16 protein-coding genes are annotated in these 12182 nt (G+C 65.3%); 12 read left to right on the forward strand and 4 right to left on the reverse strand.

Features of this window, described 5'->3' with window-relative positions; translation table 11 throughout:
* Positions 1–33: 33 nt before the first annotated feature.
* The gene (locus tag ASD44_RS01830) at positions 34–378 is read left to right on the forward strand and encodes a DUF1491 family protein (RefSeq protein WP_056108022.1); all 345 of its coding nucleotides are present in this window, start codon (positions 34–36) and stop codon (positions 376–378) included.
* On the opposite strand, the gene ASD44_RS01835 is transcribed toward ASD44_RS01830, so the two are convergent.
* Positions 368–1348: a DUF2336 domain-containing protein gene (locus ASD44_RS01835; RefSeq protein ID WP_056108024.1), complete on the reverse strand. Its 981-nt coding sequence runs from the start codon at positions 1346–1348 to the stop codon at positions 368–370. The two genes, ASD44_RS01830 and ASD44_RS01835, sit on opposite strands and share 11 nt — an antisense overlap.
* A 181-nt stretch (positions 1349–1529) precedes the next feature.
* Here ASD44_RS01835 and ASD44_RS18280 point away from each other — a divergent pair, with 181 nt between their 5' ends.
* Positions 1530–1715 carry a hypothetical protein gene (locus tag ASD44_RS18280; RefSeq protein WP_156459742.1) on the forward strand — a complete coding sequence of 62 codons (186 nt, stop codon included), beginning with the start codon at positions 1530–1532 and terminating at the stop codon, positions 1713–1715.
* On the opposite strand, the gene ASD44_RS01840 is transcribed toward ASD44_RS18280, so the two are convergent.
* From ASD44_RS01840 to ASD44_RS01850, 3 genes are all read right to left on the reverse strand, one after another.
* Positions 1712–2263: a hypothetical protein gene (locus tag ASD44_RS01840; protein WP_056108027.1), complete on the reverse strand. Its 552-nt coding sequence runs from the start codon at positions 2261–2263 to the stop codon at positions 1712–1714. The two genes, ASD44_RS18280 and ASD44_RS01840, sit on opposite strands and share 4 nt — an antisense overlap.
* Positions 2256–2840: a DUF1214 domain-containing protein gene (locus tag ASD44_RS01845; RefSeq protein WP_056108030.1), complete on the reverse strand. Its 585-nt coding sequence runs from the start codon at positions 2838–2840 to the stop codon at positions 2256–2258. The genes ASD44_RS01840 and ASD44_RS01845 overlap by 8 nt, the downstream gene beginning before the upstream one ends.
* 109 nt (positions 2841–2949) lie before the next feature.
* Positions 2950–5109 (reverse strand): PBP1A family penicillin-binding protein, encoded by a 2160-nt coding sequence (locus ASD44_RS01850; RefSeq protein ID WP_056108034.1) that lies wholly within the window; start codon positions 5107–5109, stop codon positions 2950–2952.
* Positions 5110–5332: 223 nt separating this feature from the next.
* On the opposite strand from ASD44_RS01850, the gene ASD44_RS01855 reads away from it, so the two are divergent.
* From ASD44_RS01855 to ASD44_RS01900, 10 genes are all read left to right on the forward strand, one after another.
* Positions 5333–5869 carry a hypothetical protein gene (locus tag ASD44_RS01855; RefSeq protein ID WP_156459743.1) on the forward strand — a complete coding sequence of 179 codons (537 nt, stop codon included), beginning with the start codon at positions 5333–5335 and terminating at the stop codon, positions 5867–5869.
* The gene (locus ASD44_RS01860; RefSeq protein WP_056115248.1) at positions 5835–7082 is read left to right on the forward strand and encodes a terminase family protein; all 1248 of its coding nucleotides are present in this window, start codon (positions 5835–5837) and stop codon (positions 7080–7082) included. Before ASD44_RS01855 ends, ASD44_RS01860 begins: the two co-directional genes overlap by 35 nt.
* Before the next feature lie 11 nt (positions 7083–7093).
* A complete protein-coding gene (locus tag ASD44_RS01865) occupies positions 7094–8299 on the forward strand; it encodes a phage portal protein (RefSeq protein WP_056108039.1) in 1206 nt (401 codons plus the stop codon).
* On the forward strand, positions 8296–8655 hold the full coding sequence (locus ASD44_RS01870) for a DUF6107 family protein (protein ID WP_056108042.1): 360 nt from the start codon (positions 8296–8298) through the stop codon (positions 8653–8655). Before ASD44_RS01865 ends, ASD44_RS01870 begins: the two co-directional genes overlap by 4 nt.
* The gene (locus ASD44_RS01875) at positions 8639–9322 is read left to right on the forward strand and encodes an HK97 family phage prohead protease (RefSeq protein WP_056115251.1); all 684 of its coding nucleotides are present in this window, start codon (positions 8639–8641) and stop codon (positions 9320–9322) included. The genes ASD44_RS01870 and ASD44_RS01875 overlap by 17 nt, the downstream gene beginning before the upstream one ends.
* Positions 9319–10569 carry a phage major capsid protein gene (locus ASD44_RS01880; RefSeq protein WP_056108046.1) on the forward strand — a complete coding sequence of 417 codons (1251 nt, stop codon included), beginning with the start codon at positions 9319–9321 and terminating at the stop codon, positions 10567–10569. The genes ASD44_RS01875 and ASD44_RS01880 overlap by 4 nt, the downstream gene beginning before the upstream one ends.
* 115 nt (positions 10570–10684) lie before the next feature.
* The gene (locus tag ASD44_RS01885) at positions 10685–11254 is read left to right on the forward strand and encodes a head-tail connector protein (protein ID WP_056108049.1); all 570 of its coding nucleotides are present in this window, start codon (positions 10685–10687) and stop codon (positions 11252–11254) included.
* Positions 11254–11589 carry a phage head closure protein gene (locus ASD44_RS01890; RefSeq protein WP_056108052.1) on the forward strand — a complete coding sequence of 112 codons (336 nt, stop codon included), beginning with the start codon at positions 11254–11256 and terminating at the stop codon, positions 11587–11589. The genes ASD44_RS01885 and ASD44_RS01890 overlap by 1 nt, the downstream gene beginning before the upstream one ends.
* A complete protein-coding gene (locus ASD44_RS01895) occupies positions 11586–11777 on the forward strand; it encodes a hypothetical protein (RefSeq protein WP_056108055.1) in 192 nt (63 codons plus the stop codon). The genes ASD44_RS01890 and ASD44_RS01895 overlap by 4 nt, the downstream gene beginning before the upstream one ends.
* Positions 11758–12168: a DUF3168 domain-containing protein gene (locus tag ASD44_RS01900; protein ID WP_056108058.1), complete on the forward strand. Its 411-nt coding sequence runs from the start codon at positions 11758–11760 to the stop codon at positions 12166–12168. The genes ASD44_RS01895 and ASD44_RS01900 overlap by 20 nt, the downstream gene beginning before the upstream one ends.
* Positions 12169–12182 lie beyond the last annotated feature (14 nt).

Raw genomic sequence — 12182 nt, forward strand, 5'->3', positions numbered from 1 at the left:
CCCGCTATGTTGGCTCCCAGACAGGAGTCATGAATGCGGGTCACAACGGACTTTTGGGTTTCGGCCCTGATACGGCGGATCTTTGGCGCTGGTGGTTTCGCCGCCGTTGTCCGGCGCGGCGCCACCGAGGCCGGGGCCGTGTTTATCCTGGTGCGGGGCAGGCTAGGGGAGACGGACCTGTTTGGGCCGGCGCCGCAGACGACCTACGATTCGGCCAAGCCCGACGAGCGCTTTTTCAGCCGTCTGGATACCGGTGGCGATCCGGACGCGGCGGAAGCGCGCCTGGCAAAGGAGCAGCGCTTCGATTCCGACATATGGGTGGTCGAGATCGAGCCCGGCCCGCTTGCCCTCGAGGAATTGATTTCCGTCAGGCTCTGAGGCCGGCGCCGGCTTTCGCCGCCGCCGGGCTGTCGGTGTTGGCGGTCGGAGACCGCGGCCCGACCGCATGGGAAATCGCCTGCGCTTTCCATTCGCGGATACGGTCGCGGATCGTATCGTGTCCCAGTGCGCGATAGCGTTCGAGGAAACGCCTAATGGCCTCCGGATGCGGAAACGATGCCGGGAATACGGCAACCGCGATGAGGAAGGCCTGGTCTTCGCTCAGTTCCAGGGAGCGGAGCGCCGTCAGCAGGAGTGAGTAGTCCGACGACGCGGTGAGGCTCCGGGCTGTCATCAGATCGACGCCGAGGCAATCGGCAAGCGCCGTCTGGAAAAATGCGGCGTGGCCGGTGAGCGCCGTCTCCCGCAATTTGTCATAGGTCTGGAATTCGGCCCGCTGATCCGGCTTGTGTCCGGCAACCATGATGGCGCGGAGGCGGCGGCGCGCCTCTTCGGCCGCCTTGCCCGGAGTTTGTGCGATGCGGGGCGCGGGCGCCGTTTCGGTGACCTGAGGCTTGGGGGCCACGCTTTCAGGTTCGCGGGAATGGACCAGCGTCGGCTTCTCCAGCGCCTTGATGAGGTCGGTGATGGCCGGGTTCAGCTCCTTGCGTCGCGCGATGGCACGCGCATGGGGAAGTCCGTGCCGCCCTATCAGCGCTATGAGGTCGATGTCGGCAAGCGCCTTGGACCGGACCAGCAGCGGCGCCGCGATGTCCACCGGTTCGTCGCACAGACGCAGCACCAGCCCGATGGGCGGATGGTCGCATTCTGAAAGGGCCGCGGCGACGAAGCGTCGGGACTCCGCCGAGACGCTGTCGAAGAGCGGCAAGGTGAGATCTTCCAGTTGAGCGATTTCCCGCTTGGAGGGCCGGGTCAGCTGGCAGAAGGCGGCGACGACGGCGCGGAAAAGCCGTTCAGCCTTGCCGGATTCGGTTCTGGCAGCGATGTGCCGGAAGTCGGGATATGACACTGGGTACGCCTTACACTTTACACGGTCTGCAACCTCGGTGGCCTGTGTGACGGTTTCGCGGTCGCAGAAACAAAGATCAACTTATCGGCGATCCGTTAGCGTTCCGTTAACCCTCTGGTGGCCTTATCGTTTATGGAGGCGTTGCGTTGTGCTCCGGGGTAACCGAGAGGAATACGCGAACATGGGCAGGATACTGTCTTTCACGCCGCGTAACGCGGCATCAGGCCAAACGTCACAAACCTTGGGCCCGGCCGCGGCCATCATCATCTTTCCCGGTGTCCGCTACGAAAAGCGGCTGGACGATGAACGCGACGGCAATGTCGCCGCAGGTCAGGCGGGGCAGAGCAAGTCCGAGCCACGGCACTAACCAGCCGGCCTTGCCTGGCACGCGCTGTCCTCAAGGAAGCGCGATACGGCCGGCTCCCAACTGCTGTCGGGAGTGAAGGCCCGGATCACGGCGATGCCTTCGTCGGCCGGCACCTCGATGAAGACCGAACTTTCGAACTCCGGCGGCAATTCCTTGCGCACTTCGAGCATTTGGGCCGGAGTCAGCACGACGGCGTCCAGCACGCCGTTTATGACGCTATGATCGTTGAGGCTGTAAAGGATGTGCCCGCCGCGGTCGTAGACGGCGACAGACCAGAACGGCACCTTGCCCGGCGCTTTGATCTGTAACATTCCATCCCCAAGATCGAACCGGCATGCCGCCGCCTGGAACAGCGGATCGACCCCCTTTACGACAGGGGCGGCGGCCGGTTCCGCATCGAGCCGCACCATCGTGTAGAGCCCGGAAACTTCCGACAGGCGGGACCACGCGTTGCGGTCCGAGAATTCCGGCACGAGAAACAAGACGATGATATGAACGATGCCGGCGCCCAGAATGCCCAGCATGATGGCATGCAACAGCCTACGCATCGCAGGCCACCTTGCGTATCAGCGGCATATCGATGTCCGAGAGGCCGGTGCTGCTGGCGATGGGTGTATCGTAGAAGGTGAGGACGAAACTGAGGCCGCCGGCGCCGTTGATCGGGAGCCAGTTACCGGGCGAGGGACGTTTGCCGACGGAGATCGTCGCCGAATTGTCGGGCTGCCGCAGGATTTGATACGAGTGCAACGCCGCCGGACGCGGCTTGCCGGTATCGATGACGGCGCGGGCCTCGTCGGCCCCGTAAAGCGTCCAGAACCGGGCAGTCGGGTAACTGCCCTCGATCGCGTAGCTGCATTCGCGGCGCAGCGGCCGGCCTTCATTGTCTCGCTCGGCGACAAAGGAAAGCCCTTCCGCCCTGCCGAGGGCCAGAACGCCTTCCCGCGCCACCCGTGCCTGCGAGTAAGGATCGGCATCGGGCGTGCCGAGGTCCGGGAACGCTGTCCATTGCCCGATCGTGATGGCGCCGACGCCACCCTGGGCCTTCAATGCGTACCAGACGCTGGCGCCGCCGCCGCCGATGGCGATGGCAAGCGCGACAAGGATGGGAAAGACGGACTTGATCATGCGCAGCGGAATGGAGGGCAGGGGACCACGGCATATCGCGCGGCGACCGTTGCTGGCAAGCACGGCGCCATTTCGGTCCGGTCCGGCGAACTGGCTTCCTGCCGATGCGTCACAATGCCGACAGCGCCTCGGGTCCGGTCGTGGGTTGAAGTGCCGGCGCCGAACGGAAGATTCCGCTGAGTTCACGCAACAGCCGGGTGGTCCGGCTTGAAAGGACTGGAGGCCGATCGGCCTCTGCTTTCGCGGCTTCTTCCGCCGCCAGCTTCTTTTCCGCTTCTCCAGCCTTGGCCGCGATCTTGGGATCGACGAAAGGATGGTCGATGCCCGGTATCGGCTTCAGGTCGATGTTCTGGTGCGCATAGACCATCAGCCGCTGCCAGATCATGGCGGGCAGCGAACCGCCCGTCATGTTGCGGCTGGGGCTGAAATCGTCGTTGCCGAGCCAGACGGCTGCGGTGTAGTTGCCGGTGAAACCGACATACCAGGCGTCGCGATAGGATTGTGTCGTGCCGGTCTTGCCGCCGGAGCGGATGTTGGGCAGCGCCGCGCGCCGCGCCGTGCCGATCTCCGGCACCTGCACCAGCATCGAGTTCATGGATTTGAGCGCCTGCTCGCTGAGCACCCGGTGCGGCGGCGGTGCATCCTTGCCGAAATCGTAGACCACTTCGCCGGTGTGCGTAACAAGCTGGGTGATGCCGTGCCGGCTGCCGGCAAAGCCGTTCTGGGCGAAGACGCTGTAGCCGGTCGCCTGGTCCATCACCGTCATGCCCGATGTGCCGAGGACTGTGGTTTTGAAGCTCTCCAGCGGCGATTCAACGCCCATGGCATGCGCCATGGCGACGATCGGGGGGATCGACAGATAGTCCTTGGCCAGCCGGACCGGCACGGTGTTGATGGATTTCACGAAGGCGGTCAGCAGCGTGATCTTGCCGGAATAGCTGCGGCCGTAATTCTTCGGCATCCAGCCGCCCCAGTTGATCGGGCCGTCCGAAATGGCCGATTCCGGCTTGAAGCCATGCTCCATCGCCGTGGCGTAGACATAGGCCTTGAAGGATGAGCCGGCCTGCCGCAGCGCCTTGGTGGCGCGGTTGAACTGGCTGGCGCCATAGTCGCGGCCGCCGACGATCGCCCGCACCGCGCCGTTCGTCTCGATCACCACCACCGCGCCTTCGGCGACGTTATACTCCTTGCCGTACTGCCGCAGGTGGAATTCGACCGACTCTTCGGCTGCCTTCTGCAGATTGGCGTCGAAGGTCGTGTGCGCCACCAGCGAATGCTGTCCCGACTTGGCGGCGATGCGCTTCACCTCCTCGAACGCCCAGTCGAGGAAATAGTCCGGGCTCTTCTGCTCGCCGCGATCGACGACATCGGCAGGATGCAGCCGCGCCTGCAGCACTTGGCCCTCGGTCATGAAGCCGCTGTCGACCAGATTGGTCAGCACGACATTGGCGCGGGCGCGCGCCGCCGGCAGGTTGATATGCGGCGCGTATTTCGTCGGCGCCTTGAACAGCCCCGCCAGCATGGCCGCCTCGGCGAGGTTCAGGTCCTTGACGCTTTTGCCGAAATAGAAATCGGCCGCCGCCTCGATGCCGAAAGTGCCGCCGCCCATGTAGGAGCGGTCGAGATAGAGCTGCAGGATTTCCTTCTTGGACAGATTGGCTTCCAGCCACAGCGACAGGAACGCTTCCTTGACCTTGCGCTCCAGCGTGCGCTCATTGCTGAGGAACAGGTTCTTGGCCAGCTGCTGGGTGATGCTCGAGCCGCCCTGCACGACCGAATTGGCGCGCACGTTCTCAGTCAGCGCGCGCGCCAGGCCGAGCACGTCGATGCCGTAATGGTCGAAGAAGCGCCGGTCCTCGGTCGCCAGCACCGCCTTGATGACGGGGTCCGGCATGGCGTCCACCGGCACGGAATCGCGCTGGATGATGCCGCGCTGGCCGATCTCGTTGCCGTAGCGGTCGAGGAAGGTGACGGCGAAATCGTCCTGCGCGCGCCAGTCGCCGCCGGTTTCCTGGAAGGCGGGCAGCGCCAGCGCCAGAAGCACCACCGGACCCGCGGCGCCCATGGTGAACCCTTCGCCGGCCAGTTCGAAGAGCCAGCGCCGCCATCCCTTGACGCGGAAGCGCCGGAAGAAAATCGTCGCCGCTTCCCAGAATTCACGCGCCGCGAAGCCGACCTCGTAGAGCGAGGAATCCAGCCATGCGTCGAGCGCCAGCAGCCACGCGGCGACAGGCCCTCTTTTTCTGTTCGGCTCGAAAGGCTCAGTCATCCCGACTTCCGGCGTTCCCCGACGCCAAACTGGCAGCGCATGCGGGCAATTTCAGGGCACCGCAGTCGGGGAGGAGTTGTCTATGATTTATCGGGGAGGGGCAAGGGTGGGAGGGCTGCCAATTCGGCAGGAAAAAAGATTGGCTGAAATAGGAATATATTCTTGACACCGTAACGGTGGTTTGGTAGTCTCGCTCTATCGTCGGAAAAGTGCGCCGGCGGGGTTGCCGGTCCTGATTGTCCGACCGGCTCAGCAAACAGATCTGGGTGCCATGATAACCGGTGTGGAAACGCAGTGGGTCGCCATACGTGCGCTTTTCGAAGGCGCGGCGCTTACGCCCGAAAATCTGTCGGAAGCTTCCGGCTACAAGCTGGCTACCGTGCGCCGGGTCGCGCGCCAGCAGGGGTGGCGCTCCGGTTTCGCGGCGCGTCTGGCTTCCGGCGAGCTGCCCGATCAGGAGGCGCGGCTGCGGCTGCTGCTCGACGGTGCCATTTCCCGCGCCGAAGCGGCGGAACGGGAAGGGCGCTCCGACAAGACCTTGATCGACGCTATTTCCGCCATCATGCGGACACTCGAAAAAATCGGCGAAATCACGCGCGGCGAAAGCAGCGCGAAAGAGAACCAGATAAAACGAGATGCGGACATGGCCGACGCGCTCCGGCGCATCGATGAGCGGATCGTCGAACTCGCACGGGACTACGCCCGGCAGTTGGACGCAGCAGGCTCTGGGGCGGGCGAAAGCCGAGCTTCTTTACGATGAGTGGGTCAGCCACGCGCGCTGGTCGCAATATGGCCGCGATGCCGCGGACACCTGGCTGGTGCTTGGCGGGCGCGGCGCTGGAAAGACCCGGCTCGGCGCCGAATGGGTCAACAGCCATGTGCGCGGCTTTCCGCCGCTGGCCGAGCGGAAATACGGCCGCATCGCGCTGATCGGCGAGACGCTGGCCGACGTGCGCGACGTGATGATCGAAGGTCCGTCCGGCATCGTCACGCTGTCGCGGCATGACCGGCCCCGCTTCGAGGCGAGCCGCCGGCGTCTGGTTTGGGACGACGGATCGGTCGCGCTGATGTTCTCGTCGGAGGATCCCGAAAGCCTGCGCGGCCATCAGTTCGAGGCGGCATGGTGCGACGAGGCGGCCAAATGGCGGCACGCGGAGGCCTGCTTCGACATGCTGCAATTCGGACTGCGGCTGGGCGAGCGGCCGCGCCAGATCATCACCACGACGCCCCGGCCGACGCCACTGCTGAAGCGGCTGCTCGCCGATGCCGATGTCGCGGTGACGCGGATGCGGACTGAGGAGAACCGCGCCAATCTGGCGCCCGGTTTCCTGAACGCCGTCGAGAAGCGCTATGCCGGCAGCCTGCTCGGCCGCCAGGAACTGGACGGCGAGATGATCGAGGACCGCGAGGACGCCTTGTGGTCCAGGCAGATGATCGAGGAAGCGGTTTCTACCGGGCACGGTCCGCTGCGGCGCATCGTCGTCGCGGTCGATCCGCCGGCCAGCTCGCGGCGAACCTCGGATGCCTGCGGCATCGTCGCCGCGGGGTTGGACGACACGGGATGCGCGGCCGTGCTGGCGGACGCCACCCTTCGCGCGGCAAAGCCGCAGGAGTGGGCGGCGCGCGCGGTGGCGCTTTATCACGCGCTGGAGGCAGACTGCCTGCTGGTCGAAGTGAACCAGGGCGGCGAGATGGCGACGGCGGTGATCCGCACCGTCGATCCCGCCGTGCCGGTCAAGGCGGTGCGGGCCAGGCGCGGCAAGTGGCTGCGCGCCGAGCCGGTCGCGGCGCTCTATCAGCAGCGCAAGGTGCGCCACGCGGCGCGCTTTGCCGAACTGGAAGACGAGATGTGCGACTTCGGCCCGAACGGCCTGTCGAACGGCCGTTCACCGGACCGTGTCGATGCGCTGGTGTGGGCGATTACTGAACTGATGCCGGACCGGGCGGGCAATCCGCGCATCCGCGATTTTTAACAGGAACCGATATGGCTTTGAAATGGCCCTGGCCTCGTGCCGCGGGGAATGCCGGCGTTCGGCTGGAACGCAAGGATGCGCCGCACGCCGGCGGCTTCATCGCCTTCCACGCGCAGGGCGAGGCGCAATGGACGCGCCGCGACTACGCCACGCTGGCGCGCGAGGGGTTCATGCGCAACCCGATCGTGCATCGTTCGGTGCGGATGATCGCCGAGACGGCGTCGGCGATCCCGTGGCTGCTCTATGACGGCGCGGTCGAACTTGAAGACCATCCGCTGCTCGATCTGCTGGAGCGTCCGAACCAGAAACAGGCCGGCGCGACATTCCTCGAAACGCTCTACGGCCACCTGCTTCTGTCCGGCAATGCCTATGTCGAGATGATCGACGCCGGCACCGGCGCGCGGGAACTGCATCTGCTGCGGCCCGACCGGGTGACGGTGGCGACCGATGCGTCCGGCTGGCCGGCGGCCCTCGATCATCGCGAGGGCAGCGGCAAGCGCAGGATAGCGCTCGGCCTGGCTGACGGCGGCGGCGCGGCGCACCTGACGCTGTTCCATCCGCTGGACGACCATTACGGTTTTCCGCCGCTGGAAGCAGCCCTGATGGCGCTGGACACGCACAATGCGGCCGGCCGCTGGAACAAGGCGCTGCTCGACAATTCCGCAAGGCCCTCCGGCGCGCTGGTCTATGCGCCGAAGGAAGGCGGCAACCTCACCGAGGACCAGTTCGCGCGGCTGAAGACGGAGCTGGAAGAGGGCTATTCCGGCGCGACGCGCGCCGGCCGGCCGCTGCTCCTGGAAGGTGGCCTCGACTGGAAGGCGATGGCGCTGACGCCGAAGGACATGGATTTCGTCGAGGCCAAGCATTCCGCCAGCCGCGACATCGCGCTGGCTTTCGGCGTGCCGCCCATGCTGCTCGGCATTCCGGGCGACAACACCTATGCGAATTACCAGGAGGCCAACCGCGCCTTCTATCGTCTCACCATCCTGCCGCTGGTGGCGCGCACCGCCAAGGAACTGTCGGCTTGGCTGGGCGTCGTCTTCGGCGAGAGCCTGCGCCTCTGGTACGACGCCGACCGCATCGACGGACTGGCCAGCGAGCGCGACGCCCTGTGGGCGCGCGTCGATGCCGCGAGCTTCCTGACCCAGGACGAGAAGCGGGAAGCGGTGGGGTATGAGCCGACTGGCAGCCAAAACCTTGAAGGTGATGCTCCATGACAGACATATCCGAGGCGGCCTGGCTATGGGTCGCCAAGGGCGCCGGCGCTGTCGCCGGGTCCGCCATTTCGCTCGCCTATATTTTGCCGCATGGCCGACGCGAGGCGGCGAGCCGTTTCGCGGTCGGCGTCGTTTGCGGCCTCGTCTTCGGCGGAACGGCCGGCGTCAAGATCGCTTCCGAACTTGCCGTCGAAGCCATGCTCGGCCCGCTCGAACTGATGCTGATGGGGTCGGCTGCCGCCAGCCTCTGCGCCTGGTGGGCGCTGGGCTTCGCCATGCGGGCCTTTGAAGGGAACCGGCTTTCGCGGGTGTTCACGAAAAAGAACGAGGAGGATGCCGATGGCCGTGGAAGTTGATGCGCGGTTGGGAGAGCGTAAATTCGTCGATCTGGCGCTTGACCGGGTTGAGGCTGACGGCTCGTTTTCCGGCTACGCCAGCCTGTTCGGCAAGATCGATCTCGGCAAGGATGTAGTCGAGCGCGGCGCCTTCGCCCGCTCGCTGCGGACACGCGGCGCGGCCGGCATTCGCATGCTGTTCCAGCATGACCCGCATGAGCCGATCGGCGTGTGGACCGAAATCCGCGAGGATGCGCGCGGCCTGTTCGTGCGTGGCCGGCTGACCAGGGAGGTCGGCCGCGCCCGCGAGGTCCTGAGCCTGATGCGGACCGGTGCGCTGGACGGGCTTTCCATCGGCTTCCGCGCCGTTCGTGTGCGGCGCGAGGCGGCGACCGGCGTGCGGCGCATTCTCGAAGCCGATCTGTGGGAGATTTCCATCGTCACCTTTCCGATGCTGCCCGACGCCCGGATCGAGACGGTCAAGGGCGGCCGCCTGCCGACGGTCAGGGAATTCGAATTCTGGCTCACGCGGGATGCGGGGCTTTCACGAGGCGACGCCCGCACCGTTATCGCCAAGGGTTTCGCCAGTCTCGTCCGCGCGCGGGATGCGGCGCCGGGACCTTCCAGCCTGGCGGAGCATATCCGCGCGGCCACACGCATGATCAACCCGAAAGGAAATTCCATATGAATGCAAGCTCCGGGCCTGCACGGCTTGAAACCAAGTCGGCGGGCGACCTCGATCTCAAAGACGCCTTCGGCGACTTCATGAACACCTTCGAGGCGTTCAGGGAAAGCAACGACGAAAAACTGGCGCAGCTCGAAGGCCGGCTGGGCGGCGATGTCGTCACCACCGAAAAGGTCGAGCGCATTTCACGCGCGCTGGATGAGCAGAAGCGCGCGCTCGACAACCTCGCCCTGAAACGCGTCCGGCCGGTCCTCCGCCGCGAGGAACGCGTTGGTTCGCCCGAGCACAAGGCCGCCTTCGACGCCTATATGCGCAGCGGCGACGACCGGCAGATCCGCGCACTCGACACCAAGGCGATGTCCTATGGTTCCGGCCAGGACGGCGGCTATCTTGTGCCGGCGGAAACCGAGACGGAAATCGGCAAGCGGCTTTCGGCGCTGTCGCCGATCCGCTCGATCGCCTCGGTGCGGCAGGTTTCGTCGGCGGTGCTGAAAAAGCCCTTCTCGGTGAGCGGTCCGGCGGTCGGCTGGGTGGCCGAGACGGCGTCACGCCCGCAGACCAACACGGCGACGCTGGCGGAGCTGCAGTTCCCGACCATGGAGCTTTACGCCATGCCGGCCGCGACCGCCTCGCTGCTGGAGGACACGGTGGTCGATCTCGACCAGTGGATTTCGACCGAGGTCGAAGCCGCCTTCGCCGAGCAGGAGGGCGCGGCCTTCGTCTCGGGAGACGGCACCAACAAGCCGAAGGGTTTCTTGAACTACACCAAGGTGGCCGAGACAAGCTGGGCATGGGGCAGCGTCGGTTATACGCTCACCGGTGTTCTCGGCGATCTTCCGGCGAGCGACCCTTCCGACGTGCTGATCGATACGGTCTATGCGCTGAAGGCTGGTTACCGGCAGAACGCCAACTGGGTAATGAACCGCAAGACCCAGGCCGCTATCCGCAAGCTGAAGGACGCGGACGGCAATTATCTGTGGCAGCCGCCCTCGGCTCCGGGCCAGCGCGCCCTGCTGATGGGCTTTCCGCTGGTCGAAGCCGAGGACATGCCGGACATCGACGACGATGCGACGCCGATCGCCTTCGGCGATTTCGGCCGCGGCTATCTCGTGGTCGACCGCACCGGCGTGCGGGTGCTGCGCGATCCCTATTCCGCCAAGCCCTACGTGCTGTTCTACACGACCAAGCGGGTCGGCGGCGGCGTCCAGGATTTTGACGCCATCAAGCTGCTGAAATTCGGCACGGCTTGACCTCCAGGCGGCGCCCACTCCTCCGCCGCCATGGCCTGCCGATGCGGCTCCGGCCCCTCCCGCCGGAGCCGCTCTTTTTCACCGATGCCCTTTCCTCAGATATGAAAGTTTGCGGATGACGCTCATTCGAACGGTCGAACCCTCGGCCGAGCCGGTCGCGCTTGCGGAGGTGAAGGCGCATCTGCGCGTCGACCATGACAGCGAGGACAGCCTGCTTGAGGGACTGATCCGCGCCGCCCGCCAGGAAGTCGAGCGCGCCACTGGCCTGGCCTTGCTCGAACAAAGCTGGCGCCTGGTGCTGGACAGATGGCCCCGTAGTGGCTGTATCGCGATCGCGTTGCATCCTGTGCGCGAGATCATCTCGGTCACCGCCTACGGGACAGAGGGCGAGGCGTCGCTGATCAACCCAGCCGATTACCAGGTGGATCTGGTTTCGCGCCCGGCGCGTATCCATTTCTCCAAGGTGCCGCCGGCGCTTCGCGCCCTCAACGGCATCGAGATCGATTTCGTCGCCGGTTTCGGCGAGGCGGCTACCGACGTGCCCGATCTTCTCAAGCGGGCGATCCTGCTTCTGGTCGCGCACTGGTATGAATTCCGCGGTGGATTTGGACCGGAAGACCAGCCGGTGTCCTATCCGGCCGGCTATGACCGGATGATTGCCGGTTTCCGCCCCGGGAGGCTCTGATGCCGACCCTGTTCCTCGATCCCGGCGCGCTGAAGGCCGAGCTTTCGTTGCAGTCGTTGGCGCGCCAGCCCGACGGGCTGGGCGGATTCAGCGAGGTCTGGTCCGAGATCGCGACGGTTTTCGCCCGCATCGAACCTTTGACCGCCACGAGCCGTTTCGGCGCCGATCAGACGCTGGAGCAGGCGACGCACCGCATTGTTATGCGTTTCCGCGACGATCTGGCGAGCGGCCAGCGTTTCGTGCGACGCGGCCGGATATTCGAAATCGTGACGGTCCACGATGCCGACGAGAGCGGACGCTACATGATCTGCGGCACGAGGGAGACCGGACGATGAAACTGGCAATGTCCCTGACACTGGACGGCCTGGTGCGTGCTCTGCGCTGGAAAGCGCACGATCTGGCGGAAGCGCTGGAGGAGGCGTATTTTGACGACCGCGACACACCCTCCATGAACCGGCAGGCCCGGTACCGGACGGCGGTGGCGCAAGCGAAGGGTGACGGCGATGACTTCAGCCGCGGCTGATCTGCAAAAGGCCCTGTTCTCGGCCTTGAGCGAGGATGCCGCGCTTTCCGGGCTCATCGGCGAGAACAAGGTGTTCGACCATGCGCCCGCCGATATAGCGTTTCCCTATCTGACCTTTGGACGCACCAGTGTGTTCGACTGGAGCACGGGCACTGACAGCGGCACCGAACAGCTTTTTACCCTGCACATCTGGTCGAAAGCCAAGGGTAAGAAGGAAACGCTGGAAATCATGAATGTCGTCCAGAACACGCTCCAGCAGGAGCCGTTGACCCTGGATAGCCACCGCCTCGTCAACCTGCGTTTCGAGTTCGCCGAAGCGCGCTATGACGAGGACCTTTCCGTCCATCACGGATTGCTGCGTTTCCGCGCCATCACCGAAGAAGCCGGCTGACGTCCGCGCCGACA

The sequence above is a fragment of the Mesorhizobium sp. Root554 genome (assembly GCF_001427025.1).
Taxonomy (GTDB): Bacteria; Pseudomonadota; Alphaproteobacteria; order Rhizobiales; family Rhizobiaceae; genus Mesorhizobium.

Coding starts and splice junctions, on each gene's coding strand:
- ASD44_RS01870 (WP_056108042.1), top strand. CDS start 8,296: ATGACAGACATATCCGAGGCGGCCTGGCTATGGGTCGCCAAGGGCGCC.
- ASD44_RS01885 (WP_056108049.1), top strand. CDS start 10,685: ATGACGCTCATTCGAACGGTCGAACCCTCGGCCGAGCCGGTCGCGCTT.
- ASD44_RS01890 (WP_056108052.1), top strand. CDS start 11,254: ATGCCGACCCTGTTCCTCGATCCCGGCGCGCTGAAGGCCGAGCTTTCG.
- ASD44_RS01895 (WP_056108055.1), top strand. CDS start 11,586: ATGAAACTGGCAATGTCCCTGACACTGGACGGCCTGGTGCGTGCTCTG.
- ASD44_RS01830 (WP_056108022.1), top strand. CDS start 34: ATGCGGGTCACAACGGACTTTTGGGTTTCGGCCCTGATACGGCGGATC.
- ASD44_RS01840 (WP_056108027.1), bottom strand. CDS start 2,263: ATGCGTAGGCTGTTGCATGCCATCATGCTGGGCATTCTGGGCGCCGGC.
- ASD44_RS18280 (WP_156459742.1), top strand. CDS start 1,530: ATGGGCAGGATACTGTCTTTCACGCCGCGTAACGCGGCATCAGGCCAA.
- ASD44_RS01875 (WP_056115251.1), top strand. CDS start 8,639: ATGGCCGTGGAAGTTGATGCGCGGTTGGGAGAGCGTAAATTCGTCGAT.
- ASD44_RS01865 (WP_056108039.1), top strand. CDS start 7,094: ATGGCTTTGAAATGGCCCTGGCCTCGTGCCGCGGGGAATGCCGGCGTT.
- ASD44_RS01850 (WP_056108034.1), bottom strand. CDS start 5,109: ATGACTGAGCCTTTCGAGCCGAACAGAAAAAGAGGGCCTGTCGCCGCG.
- ASD44_RS01900 (WP_056108058.1), top strand. CDS start 11,758: ATGACTTCAGCCGCGGCTGATCTGCAAAAGGCCCTGTTCTCGGCCTTG.
- ASD44_RS01845 (WP_056108030.1), bottom strand. CDS start 2,840: ATGATCAAGTCCGTCTTTCCCATCCTTGTCGCGCTTGCCATCGCCATC.
- ASD44_RS01880 (WP_056108046.1), top strand. CDS start 9,319: ATGAATGCAAGCTCCGGGCCTGCACGGCTTGAAACCAAGTCGGCGGGC.